Raw genomic sequence first — 13,126 nt, forward strand, 5'->3', positions numbered from 1 at the left:
GAGCAAAATCAGTGCCTCCGGAACGGAAGCATGAACAAACCCTTGAAGCCGCCTACACCGTGAACAAACCCAATGTCTCCAATTGAATACGCATCGCCTCGTCCGAAACGGCGAATTGGTCCGCCAACGATTCGCAGAACACTTCACGCATCAAACGGATCGGATCCGGCTCGACTTCGATTCCGTCGGCGTCGATCAAGAAACGTATCGGCTCGACCGCCGGTACAAGCTCTTGAAGTTGGCGATCACAAATGGGCTCATCGCCGCCCGTCAGACTTCGCCACGCCGGCCTCAGTAACCATTCGGGCATCAGTAAACAGCCGGCGAATTCATCGGCTTGTCGTTCGATCAACGGACGAGCGTGATCCTTACGGCAAATCACATCTGGCATTTCACCATCACCATACAGCACCGCATGTCCGTCTTCGTCCAAGAACAAGAACCGGTGCAACTGCCAGTGTGCGATTTCATGGGCAAGCGTGAAGTGGTATCGACCGAGAAGATCAGGGAAGCGATCAGGATTCAGTGCGTCGTCGATAAGAATGTGTTGCCGCGAGAACCAGATCGCACCGTGAACGCGACCGCCAAGCTGGCTCTGGAGATCCGAGAACCCGAACGTCAGCGGCAGTACCGATGTCGTGACGTCTTCGATTTCGATTGGCGGTTTCGTGATTGGCCCAAGTCGCTTTGCGTACTCCGCCAGCACCACGTCGGCCTCGGTAGCGATCTGGCGAGACGACAGCGGCGGCACTTCGATTCCCTGTGCCAACAAATCAACGACCATCGTCACTTCCCCCGCTTTTTCATTTTGCGAATTTGTTCTTTGATGACTTCAAATTGTTTGGGTGAAAGCCCAGTCGCCAACCGCATCAGCTCGGGCATGTCCTTGGGGTGTTGCCGGACCATGACATCCACGTCATCTGGCACGCGATCGGCCAGACGAATCCATTCGTCGGGATCTTCGCCCAGCAACTCGGCGATCTTCGTGACACGATCCGCCGTCGGCGGCGCAAAGTGATCCTGTTCGACCTGCGACAGATAGGTTGCCGACACGCCGATCATCTCCGCAAACTTGCGCAGCGTGATCTTCTTCGCCATTCGTTTCTCGCGCAGCACCGCGCCAAACGACTTCGCACCACGAGTCTTTGTCATCGCGCAGGCCTCCCCGCCGAACGTTCGCCCGAAATCCACTGCATCCAAAGCATGGCAATCTCCATCAACCACTTTCTCCTCCGGAAACCGGCAAAAACACGAGCCCCCGATCCTCGATGTGTAGCGTGAACTAAACACTGCAATCATCTTATCCCTTGTCCACAATCCCGGACAATCCCCCAACTCACGATTTTGCTAGCAAATTCGCTAGTCCGGATCATTGAAGCCGACGCTCGTGACACGTCTGGTCACCGTCGAGCAAAATACAACCGTTTTGGAAGCACTTCCTGAGACCAAAACCATGAAGACTTAGACAACTTTTCCACCAACGCATACAATGCAAGCAAATCACCGTCCGCTGTGGTGAACTCATCAATTTAGGATATTGGACTCGAACGGAATGCCGAGTTACTTTCAGAAAAATGCACGGAAGGTTGATCTTCTGCCTGCCGATTACGACGGGTTTCGGAATTCCCAACTTGGTGCGTCCGCCGCCCTGATATCGCACGCAACCAATGCGAATGACGAAGCAGTCATAGTGCTGCCAACCGGCACAGGGAAGACTGCGGTTTTGCAGCTAACTCCCTACCTTTGGCAAGCACGACGCACGCTCGTGATCACTCCATCTAAGCTCGTGCGGGAGCAGATCGCAGACGGATTTCGCGAACTTGGATTGCTGAAATCGCTTGGAATTCTGCCCAACAGTCTCGGATGCCCAAGTGTCCATGTCGTGGACGGGCACCTGCGAACGCTGGCTGACTGGAGTATCCTGAAAAAGTCTGACGTTGTAGTCACGACTCCGATGAGTGCATCGCCGTCGATCAAAGAGATTGCTCAACCGCCTGAACAACTTTTTGACTTGGTGCTAGTTGATGAAGCCCATCACACGCCAGCCACCTCCTACGCAGCATTGATGAACGCTTTTCCTAACGCGAGGAAGGCGCTATTCACAGCGACGCCATTTCGGCGGGATCGCAAACGACTGCCCGGCCGCATTGTCTACAACTACAGCCTAAAGCAAGCCATCGACGACGGCACCTACGGCGAGGTGCAGTTCGTGCCGTGCAACCCTACGGAAGGCCAGAGCGCGGACATCGCCATCGCAAAGAGCATTGAAGACGCTTTTCTATCTGATCGAAAAGCCGGCCTCGATCATCGTGTCATGGTCCGCACCGATAGCAAGGCTCGAGGAAAAGAACTCGCCAAGCTCTATTCCGACGAGACCAAGCTGCGCTTGCAATTGGTCACAGGCGACCATTCTCTATCGCATGTTCAACGGGTGATCAAGCACCTCAACGCCGGCGATCTCGACGGCATCGTCTGCGTCGATATGTTCGCGGAAGGTGTCGATTTCCCCCGGCTTAAACTTGCTGCGCTACACTCGCCACACAAGTCACTCGCCGTCACGCTTCAGTTCATCGGCCGCTTCGCGCGCACGAACGCCGATGGCATTGGAAAGGCAAAGTTTTTCGCTGTTCCGCAAGAAATCAATGATGAAGTGCAATTGCTCTACCAGTTCGGTGCCAGTTGGGAAGAGCTGGTCGCCAACCTTTCGGATGCTCGGATCGAGCAAGAACAGGCGATTCGCGAAGGCTTGGCTTCGTTTGAAGATGATCAACGAAAGTCGCTCGAGGAAGTTGACCTGACCGTTGATGCGATTCGGCCGTACTTTCATACTAAAATCCTGAAAGTGAACGAGCCGCCTGATTTCGACGCAGCTCCGATGGTGCCACGAGATTGCGAACTCCTTCTTGACTCGACATCGCAAGTCTTGAACTCGCGCATCGTTGTCTATCAGCGGCAGACGAAGCCGAAGTGGCTGGAAGTCGAAGCGTTGGTCGACCGTAAGAATCTGTTCTACCTCGTTCACTACCATCAGAAGTCCGGGCTGCTATTCATCAATTCGGTTGAGCATTCCAACGAGGTGTATGACCGCATCATTGAGAGTATGTACGACGAAGAGGTTGTCGCAGTTCCATTGGATCACGACATGGCGAGCCGCGCATGGCGGATGATTCAACGTCCGAAGTTTTACAATGTCGGACTTCGCAACGGAGCACCGGGTTCGCAAGACGAGAGCTATCGAACCATGACCGGTTCGTCAGCGGATCGAAATGTCAATCAAACCGATATTTCGTCGCGGTTTCGCGGACACTTGTTCGGCGGTGGTGAGTCACGCGAAAACGGTTCACAGAAAGAGACGCTCGGGGTGACGGCGTCGTCGAAAGCATGGAGCAATCGGTATGCGTTGATTCCGGAGTTCATCCAGTGGTGTGAACGGTTGGCAAAGGAAATCGAAGATGCACGCCCGGTTGTTACTGGGTCGCGGATTGATCAGCTCACTACCGGGAAAACGATTACGGACCTTCCGAAGCCAGTCGTTGCTGCAACGTGGCCGATGGACGTCTTCACGAACATGCGAACGATACGGATCGGGAACGATCCTTCCGAACGCGACCTGACCGAGTTTGATCTGGAGGTCACTTCGGACTCAACCGGCGAGCATGCGTACGAATTGAATCTTGTCGAGGATGCGAGCATCATCGCGACGTTCGGGTTTGACCTTAATCACTCCGCAACTTGCACCCAGATCTTGGGACCAGTTTGTCGGATGGAAAGCTCCATGGGTGAAGGCACATTGGCTCGATATTTCCAGGTTGAGAATCCAACTGTGTTCTTGGCTGATTTCTCGCAGGTGGTGGGCAATCGCTTCTTCAAACGCCAGAGCACGATCCGACTCGATCGAAAACTGATCCAAGTCCAAAGTAGGTTTGAAACGGACGTCGACATCACGAAGGAGTTTGGGCCGAAGACGGGAAATCGGCTTTCCGTTCACGACTTCACCGAACAAGAATTCAAGGCGATGAAAGCCGACGTATTGATTTACGACCACAGGTCGGGCGAAGTTGCTGACTATGTCGCGATCAGCGAAGTCGATGATGTGGTGACTTGTCGTTTGGCTCATTGTAAGGCGTCAGGTTCGCCTAAGGCAGGTTGCCGAGTCGACGACGCATACGAGATTGCTGGCCAGATCGTGAAGTGCCTGCACTACGGACGCCAGCCCGCGGTGCTTTCTCAAAAGTTGGTTTCGCGCACGTCAGGGAACTCGAAATTCATCACCGGATCGACGCCCAAGCTCGAACGCATCATGCGCGCCGCCGAACGAAAGAGATTTGACTTCCGCATTTGCTTGGTACAACCAGGCATCAGCGCCCGCAACATGAACGACCAAGTCAGCGACGTATTCGCGGCGGCAAGCGACTACGTCCAAGCCCACACTGGCGCACCGCCCTCCTTCTGGTTTTCTCCGTAGATCAATATTGCCAGGATCGAAGGAGCTAATCAACACGGTCGCAAAATTCACTGACTCGTTTCGGGTCAGGCGGTGTGTCCGGCAGGAAGATAAGCCCATCAAAGCCCAGCAACTTAACAAGCATTAACTGCACAATGGACTGAAGCCACAAGGTATATTCCGCCTTTTGATCTATCGAACGTAACTTCTTGTCAAATTCGCCGACGTGTAAAATTCTGTGCCGGTTGCCAACGGTTCTACCGCTGGGAGAAGGGATTCCAAGCTGCTCGCACGCTCGTTGGATCTTCTTCGGAAATGACGGCGACGCATTCCAACCCTTAATCGTGTTGTCGCAATGCGTGTCCGTTCGCCATTTTTCCCATTGGGGTGAAAGAGTTCGCAATAGCAGGTGCAGCAAAAATCGAAACCAGCGGCGGTCGATTCGTTGGTTTAGGTTGGGATCAATCTCGGGATCGTCGTTGTCAACAACGATCTTGGTTGTGATGCGATCTAGGATGATATTCAGCAACGAGCATCGAACAATCATCTGCTTGCTGCCGCCCACCTGCAGCAGCAACCCAATTGTTTCCGACCACCAAAGAGGATCTTTCGTAATTGCTGGCTCCGATCCGACAATAAAACGGCTCAGATTTCCAACCTCCCAATTGCCGACTAACTCGCCAAGCTCTTGATTGAATCCCAAAATCGGTGGGTGTTGTTCCCGCAGCGTGCGTACCTTCTGCTGCAGATCGTTGTGACGACATGCAATCCATTTGATATCGCGACTCTGGGCAAGGCTGAGAATGTCCGTAATTATTTCAGCCACCTCGGAGACCGACTCGAAACTGTCTCCCTGCTGGGATTCAGTCGACAATATTCCGGAGTTCACTGCTGTCGCAATTTTGCTGGGCCGTCTTGGCCAGCATCCGAGCAGGTCGTCGTCAAGTCGCCAGGTTCGATTTGCGAATTGAAAGACAACTCGGTTGTTACGAAAACCACCTCTGATTTTCACTTCGGAAGCTTGGATCGGCTGGCTACTTTCCAACACGCCAGGACAAGCTTCGTTGTACAAAGACTTGGCTGCATTTAGCTTATCCGCCCACTCTTGATTCGATCCTTGAATGAAATCTGTCGAGAGTTGGGTTGGGCAATCTCCAAGGGGGATGCGGATATTTGCCAGTCGAAATACCCACTCGCCGCAATTACCTAAGTTCCCATTTTGATTCGTTGACGTGACATAGAAACCGTCCACATTGCAGGTCAAATTTATCTTGTTGCTTCCAAACTCGATGTGGCTCACATACGCGATCGAAGCGTTGAAACGGTCTCCATTGTTCAGAACGCCGTCAATCGTATCGCCAACTAGTCGCCGACTCGTTTCAGAAATTTGGCAAACCTGATTGATTTGGTCATCGGTCAACCCATCGACGATGAATGAAACAGAGCTTGCCCTTTCATTTTCGTCTCGCCCGATCGAGGCACTTACGCTCCTTTGAGTCATTCCAAAGAGCGGAAGATCAACAGTTGCGGATACGGCATCTATCTTGTCTTCGGGCATCATTCCGTCGCCATTCATCTCGAAAATTGTAAATTGACCTCCATTCATATCCGCTGCCGATCGGTAGGACCGCAGTGAACGTCATGATTCTAGCGTCCGAAAGCGTTGCTTGGTCGGTTGACAACACGATCCAAGGCACTCTCGCACCGCTTGACTCACGCTCGAGCAACGTGTCGCGATCTACGTGGTGCCGCACTAACTTTACAGTGAGTCGCGGTCACCGCAGCATTTCAGTCGGATTATCGGCGGGGTTGCTGGCTGGTAGAATGCCATTTTTGTTGAGGAGCGGGGCTGGATGTCGGTCGAAACGCTCGCGAATCATATCATTCTGGAGCATCGAACGAGAACATGCCAACGCTGAATTGGATCGGCAAAGATGCCGTCGTGGATCACCACCGGAAGGTGCCGACTCGGTTGTTGGAGTGCGATCCGAAACTGTCTTTCGGTGATCCCGACGCCGAAAATTTGCTCGTCGAGGGCGACAACCTTGAAGCGCTGAAAGCACTGCTGCCGCGTTATCGCGGTCAAGTGAAGTGCATCTACATCGACCCGCCGTACAACACCGGCAACGAAAACTGGGTCTACAACGATAACGTCAACGATCCCCGCATCCGCAAATGGCTCGGCAGCGTCGTAGGAAAAGAAGCCGAAGATCTTTGTCGGCATGATAAATGGCTCTGCATGATGTATCCGCGGTTGGCGATGCTGCGGGAATTCTTAACCGACGACGGTGTCATATTCGTGTCATTGGATGACAACGAGGTACAAAACCTTCGTGCAATCATGGATGAAATTTTCGGACAGGGAAATTTCATCACCACTGTCATCTGGCAAAAAGTCTATTCACCCAAGAACTCAGCGAGACATTTTTCGGAAGATCATGACTACATCGTGGTCTATGCGAAGAAGGCGGACCAATTCGTGCCGAATCTAATCGCCAGAACTGCGGAGCAAGATGCCGCCTATAAAAATCCTGACGACGATCCGAGAGGCGTATGGAAGACAAGCGATCTCTCAGCACGCAACTACTACGGTGATGGCACATACTCCCTAACTTGTCCGTCTGGTCGTGTTATCGAATCGCCGCCAAAAGGGCGATACTGGTCTATCTCCAAGGAGCGGTTTGAAGAACTTGATAAGGATAACCGGATCTGGTGGGGCAGAAGTGGCGGAAGCATTCCGCAGATGAAGCGTTTTCTCACAGATGTGAAACAAGGTCGAGTTCCACAAACGCTCTGGACCTACCAAGAAGTCGGGCACACGCAAGCGGCAAAGAAGGAGCTTGTGGCGATCTGTGACTTCGATGAGTCAGTTGACGTGTTCATAACTCCTAAGCCGACGTCTTTGATTCAGCGTGTTCTTGAGATTGGATCAGACGAGAATTCCATCATCATGGATTCGTTCGCTGGTAGTGGCACAACAGGTCAGGCCGTCCTTGCTGCCAACAAAGCCGATGGGGGCAGTCGCAAATGCGTTCTTGTCGAAGTCTTGCCGGACGTTGCTGAGAAAGTCACGCGACAGAGACTGCAGCGTGTCAGCGAGGGCTACACTGACCCCAAAGGCAACGATGTCGAAGGACTCGGCTCTGGATTCCGCTACTGCAAACTCGGTCGAACTTTGCTCGACGAATACGGCGACATCAACGGAGACGTGCCGTTCCCTGACTTGGCCCGCTATGTCTTCTTGCTCGAAACCGGCGTGCCGGTCCCGAAACGGCCTCGCAAGGATTGTCCGCTGCTGGGCGTTCATCGCGGCAGTGCGATCTACCTGCTCTACAACGGCGTGCTCGGTGATCGCCGGCCCGCTGGTGGCAACGTGCTGACACACAAGGTGCTCAGCGAACTGCCGTCGCATCCCGATGGCGACGACTCGCCTCGTGTGATCTTTGGCGAATCCACTTTGTTATCCGACAAAACACTTTCGGGACTGAACGTGACGTTTCGTCAGATTCCCTACGAACTGCGGGAGTCTTGATCCATGCGTCTTGCTCAAAAAGATTACCAGCTCGAGTCGTTGGAAATGCTCGACAACTATGCCGCGACCGTGCGTCAGCTCACGCTGGCCGGCGTGCCACATGCCGAGGCAACCGCTTACGGTGAAATCACCGAACGCAAGTATTACACGACGCCTGACTTCGATCATGTTCCCTACATCTGTTTGCGAATTCCCACCGGTGGTGGCAAGACGTTGATGGCCGCGCACGCGGTCGGCCGGATCGGGCGACGTTTGCTGGGAATCGACAACCCGGCATGCTTGTGGGTTTGCCCGAGCACCACGATTCGCGATCAAACGCTGAAGGGACTGCAGGACAGCCATCACCCTTACCGGCTTGCGCTGGAAGAAGAGCTTGGCACGGCAATCGAGGTGCTGACGCTGGAGGAAGCTCTAACTCGGCCGCAGTACCTGCGTGTTGGCGGGCCAGCGGTGGTGATCGTCACGACGATCCAGTCGTATCGCATCCGCAGCGAGAAGGACGGCGAGCAGCTCGAGACGACTCGCAAGATTTACGACGACAACGGTTACATGACCGCTCCGTTGGAAGGGCTGCCGCGTGAGGTGCTCGATTCTCTCGTCGCGGATGAGAAAGGACTGGTGCAATTGTCGCTGGCGAACGCACTGCGTGTGCGACAACCCATCGTGATCATGGACGAGGCTCACAACGCTCGCACGCCAACCTCGTTCGAGTCGTTGGCACGGTTCGGTCCTTCGTTCGTCTTGGAGATGACCGCGACACCGGAATTGAAGCATGAACCGGATCACCGCACCAAGCCGACTTTTGCCAGCAACGTTTTGCACAGCGTCAGTGCGCTGGCTCTGAAAAACGAAGGCATGATCAAATTGCCAGTCGAATTGGAAAGCCGTGGAAATGCTTTGGAAATTTTGGCGGCGACCAAGTCCCGCCGTGAAGCGCTGGAGTGGAAGTTTGAAACGGATTACCCCGAACCCGGCATTCGTCCAATCGCGTTGGTCGCAGCGCAATCAGCATCCAAGACGAAGGAGACATTCACGCCGGACTGGGTGAAAGAGCAACTAATCAAGACGCTCGGAGTGCCGGAAGAGGAAATCGCGATCTCGTATCGCAGCACCGATGAGCTTGCAAGTGTCGACATACAGTCGAGCCGAATCAACTACGTCATCACCGTGGATCGTTTGCGGGAAGGCTGGGATTGTCCGTGGGCCTATGTGCTGGGTGCGATCGGAAACACCGCGACGTCGACCGCCGTTGAGCAGTTGATCGGCAGGATCTTGCGAATGCCCAACGCGAATCCGACCGGAGTGCCCGCACTCGACCGGGCGTATGCGTTCGTATTGAGCGACGATGTGATTGCGACGGCGCTGAAGTTGCGAGACAAAATGGTCGAAACTTGCGGGTTCGATCCTCGATCGGCGGCTGATGCATTCCGGGTCTCCGAAACGCACCGCGAACCGACCTTCGGTTTCGATCGAATGCCGCTTTCCCAGGAACCGGACCCCAAGAAGATCTCGCCTTCACTGGCCACCAAGATTCACTGGGAGCCTGAGTCGAAAGAAATCGTTTTCGACGCTCCACCAACCGCTGCGGAACTGCGTCAGTTGCAAGAGACAGTCGCTACCGATGAGGACAAGGCAGCCGTCGATGCCTATTGGGAGGACAACCGACAAGTTGGCGTGACGCCACGCAGTTTAGGCGACTTTGCAAAGCCTTTCCGGATTCCCCGATTGGTGGTTCGTCGTGACGGACAACGCAGCCTGCTCGAGCCGATCGAGCTTGAGACTTTCGCATGGGACATGAACGAGTGCTCGATTGAGATCAGCGAAGCGGAGTTTCCGTCGTCGATGAAGGTGGGGACTGGGGCGAGCATTGACATCGAAGACCGCGGCAAACAGGGTGCTGGTTTGCAAGTCGAAATGACGGGGCAGATCCGGATGCGGCAATTGGAACTCGTTTCCGCCGACGACAATTGGACCGCGATCGAGGCGACGCGTTGGTTCGATCGGGAACTGCATCGCGGCGGTTCCTTCATGACTCTAGCCGCCAAGCTAAGCCAGCCGTGGTTGCTTCGGGTCGTAAACTTCTTAACCGATGATCGTGGAATAGCGCTGCCGATGCTGAACCGCCGACGCCATGAGTTGATGGCGATCATTCGCACAATGGCCCAGGATCATGCCCGCGGCCAGCTTCGCAAAGCCACCAAGTTGTTGTTTGACGTTCATCCCGAGAGTGTTCAAACGGACGATGAGTTCGCGTTGGTCATTGAAGAGGATCGGTACTATCCGGGCCAGCTCTACGATGGTCCGTTTAAGTTCAAGAAGCATGCCTTCGATGACATCGGCAGCATGAACGGGGAGGAAATGGAGTGTGCCACGCGGATCGACAGTCACGAAAACGTTCATCGCTGGCTGCGAAATCCAGAGCGAAAGAACCATGGAGGCTTTTCGTTGCCAAAATCTCCCGGCCAATTTTTCCCCGATTTCATCGTCGAGTTGAACGACGGCCGAATCGTTCTGGTCGAATACAAGAACGGCAAACTGGCCAGCCACCCTGATGAACAGCAAAAGAAGGACATCGGCGAACTCTGGGCGAAGCGAAGCGCCCAAGGCCACACGTTCGGTTGGATCATCGACCGAGACTGGCCTTCACTCGACAGGGCACTTGCAGCGAAGGAGGCATTCTGATGCTTGTAGTGGCCGAACATTTGCGAGACACATCTTCTCAGATCAAGGATACCACCGAGCGAGATCTTTTCGCGCGTTCTGCGTTTAATCGTTATTACTACGCAACATTCTTAACGATCCGAACAACGCTCTCAGAAATTGATCCGAAGTGGGACGAACCAAGGCACAAAGAGGTGCCAGTTCTGTTGCGTGAAACGGTGGTCAAAAAGTTTCAACGTCGAGCGAAGGGGCGTCTGCTTAGTCCGAGCGAAGCGGCCAAAGAAATGTACAAAGGATGCACGGCTGCCAAAGCTCTTGCAAAGATGATTGAGATTGGGAATGAAACTCGAAAAACTGCTGACTACGAGCCGAAGGTGCTTGTTCTTTTCGAAAACTCGACGTTTTCTTTGAACGGTGTCAAATCAAGCACTGCTCGAAAGTGGTGTATCGACGCAAAAACACGATGTAGGGTGCTATACGATGCCGCGAGAAAACTCGGTCTCTGCTAAACGAGATATAATTCACGACTTTCTTCAGAAGTATGCCGGCGGAAAGTACGCTGACGCTGGAGTTGAACGAGACTATGAATCAGGAGACTTCCTGTTGGCTCTCCCACCGTCAGCGAATAACGCCACCGACCGAGCAATCGCGATGCTCGAGGGTCGTTTGCTGCGTGACCTGAAGGTTTCTGTAACGGTTAACCGTTTGGTTGGAGAGAGCGATGAAGCAGTTGCGAACATTCTCTTGAAAGCGTTGGCAAAGTCATTGAGTGAAGGGCTAGCAGATGTCGTTATTGCTATCGACAACCAGCAATGCGATGTCATCATCGTCGTGCGGTCGGCCAACGACCTTCCAGACGATGCCGACCGAAAAAAGATTCATCGCAAGATTGAAAAGATCTTGGAGGTAGTCGACCTTGAAGTTGGAACTGTGCTATACGCGTTACTTCGCGGCGATTCGCCAAGCGAGTATCAACTAATCCGCCACATATCAACCTTAGCGCCTGTTTCGGTAGAGCGTTTAGCTCAAAGCCTGCAAAAAGACGAGCTGCATGTGCCTAGCACACGCTGGCTGAATCGTCAGCTGGACGAACTTTCACGGCGGAAGTTGGTGAAGTTTCAGGCCAATGGTGGTTTCGTATTGACCGAGGCAGGCTTGAGTGTTCTTCCCCGGCTTGAACACCGTAATTCCCCTGATGTGCAACGCGCACTTGCCCTAGCTCGGCGACGGTGGATACACTGAGATGCACGAGGGGTGGTGTGCGAACCTTCTCGCGAGAGGGCGCATCGCCCTCATTTGCGAAAGTCAGCCACAGAAGGTTCGGTGCGTTTGTTTGCTCCGCTGCTCCGCAGCTCCACAAACAAACGCCCCGTTCCCCAACGGAAGTCTTCAACTTCGCTTTTTGACTGATGAAAGAGCCACCACCCCTCGTCCTTTATTCCGATCTCGATCGGTATCTTGCCGCTCTCGAATCTGAAACGAGGAAGGCCGACGAGCCTTCCATTAGATTGCTTCACGAAGCCGGCTTGCCACCCGTCTCGTCGACACGGTCCCTTGGAGTCCTTTTCGGTTTCCGGCCGCAGTTCATCGGCACGATGCGACGTCGGCCACACCGATACTACAACGTGTTTGAAATCCGGAAGCGCAAGAAGAAGCGTCGCATCCAAGCTCCTCGAGTTGCAATCAAGATCATTCAGAAATGGTTCGGACATTACTTTTCCCGTGGAATAGAGCTTCCTCCGTACGTTGTCGGATTTGTGCCGGGCAGATCATCGCTTGATGCAGCCAAACTCCATTGCAAGAAAGATTGGATTTTTTCCACCGACATAGCGGACTTTTTTCAAACCACAGCTGATTCGGACGTTGTCGACAGCTTAATGCACTACGGTTACACGTTTCCCGCGGCAGAACTGATTACGGATTTAAGCTGCCTTGGTGGATCGCTTGCGCAGGGTTCGCCATCAAGCCCCGTACTAGCAAATATCGCAATGCGGAACGTCGACGAAGCGATCAGTAAGTTGGTAAACAACTATGGTGCCACGTACACAAGGTATGCCGACGATATAGTTATCTCCGGGCTTGGAAAATCGCCTTCAGATCTCGGAAAAGAAATCGGACAAATTTTCAGGCCGACTACCTGGAAGCTTGCGGAGCATAAGACTCGGTTGGTTTCTGCTCGTGATCGAATGAAAGTTCACGGCTTACTTGTACACGGTGAGCAACCAAGGCTTACGAAGGGCTACAGACGTCGTCTTCGAGCAATCAGGCATCTTCTCGAAGCAGATAAGATCCCAGAGTCAGATCTTCCGTCCGCATTGGGCCATCTTGCCTATGCGAGATCGGTTGAAGGCGAACAAGACAAAAATACTGAGTAGGGTGCTTATGGTTGGTGCAAAACGCTGAAGCATTAGACTAGCTAAATCGGACTCTTGCGATCGTGACCGCGGCTGGCGGAATCTCATTTCTTTTGATTTCGGATCCCGTTTCTG

8 protein-coding genes are annotated in these 13,126 nt (G+C 53.6%); 5 read left to right on the plus strand and 3 right to left on the minus strand.

Annotated features, from left to right (window positions below):
- Positions 1 to 52: 52 nt before the first annotated feature.
- Both FHS27_RS04270 and FHS27_RS04275 read right to left on the minus strand, forming a co-directional pair.
- Positions 53 to 784, minus strand: a complete 732-nt coding sequence (locus FHS27_RS04270) for an ImmA/IrrE family metallo-endopeptidase (protein ID WP_184302095.1) — start codon at positions 782 to 784, stop codon at positions 53 to 55.
- A 2-nt stretch (positions 785 to 786) separates the two neighbouring features.
- On the minus strand, positions 787 to 1,152 hold the full coding sequence (locus FHS27_RS04275; RefSeq protein ID WP_184302098.1) for a helix-turn-helix domain-containing protein: 366 nt from the start codon (positions 1,150 to 1,152) through the stop codon (positions 787 to 789).
- 400 nt (positions 1,153 to 1,552) lie between these two features.
- Here FHS27_RS04275 and FHS27_RS04280 point away from each other — a divergent pair, with 400 nt between their 5' ends.
- Entirely contained in the window at positions 1,553 to 4,465 is a 2,913-nt protein-coding gene (locus FHS27_RS04280) for a DEAD/DEAH box helicase (RefSeq protein WP_184302100.1), read from the plus strand.
- 25 nt (positions 4,466 to 4,490) lie between these two features.
- Here the strand turns inward: FHS27_RS04280 and FHS27_RS04285 are convergent, their stop codons facing one another.
- Positions 4,491 to 6,050, minus strand: coding sequence for a hypothetical protein (locus tag FHS27_RS04285; protein WP_184302103.1), 1,560 nt, complete (start codon positions 6,048 to 6,050; stop codon positions 4,491 to 4,493).
- A 300-nt stretch (positions 6,051 to 6,350) separates the two neighbouring features.
- Here FHS27_RS04285 and FHS27_RS04290 point away from each other — a divergent pair, with 300 nt between their 5' ends.
- The 4 genes from FHS27_RS04290 (at position 6,351) to FHS27_RS04305 (ending at position 13,012) form a co-directional block, all read left to right on the plus strand.
- Positions 6,351 to 7,976: a site-specific DNA-methyltransferase gene (locus FHS27_RS04290; RefSeq protein ID WP_184302106.1), complete on the plus strand. Its 1,626-nt coding sequence runs from the start codon at positions 6,351 to 6,353 to the stop codon at positions 7,974 to 7,976.
- A gap of 3 nt (positions 7,977 to 7,979) precedes the next feature.
- Positions 7,980 to 10,658 (plus strand): DEAD/DEAH box helicase, encoded by a 2,679-nt coding sequence (locus FHS27_RS04295; protein WP_184302109.1) that lies wholly within the window; start codon positions 7,980 to 7,982, stop codon positions 10,656 to 10,658.
- A gap of 393 nt (positions 10,659 to 11,051) precedes the next feature.
- Entirely contained in the window at positions 11,052 to 11,879 is an 828-nt protein-coding gene (locus FHS27_RS04300) for a hypothetical protein (RefSeq protein ID WP_184302112.1), read from the plus strand.
- A 383-nt stretch (positions 11,880 to 12,262) separates the two neighbouring features.
- Positions 12,263 to 13,012: a reverse transcriptase family protein gene (locus tag FHS27_RS04305; protein ID WP_184302116.1), complete on the plus strand. Its 750-nt coding sequence runs from the start codon at positions 12,263 to 12,265 to the stop codon at positions 13,010 to 13,012.
- Positions 13,013 to 13,126: the final 114 nt, after the last annotated feature.

It is taken from the genome of Aporhodopirellula rubra (assembly GCF_014192335.1).
Classification (GTDB): Bacteria; Planctomycetota; Planctomycetia; order Pirellulales; family Pirellulaceae; genus Rhodopirellula; species Rhodopirellula rubra.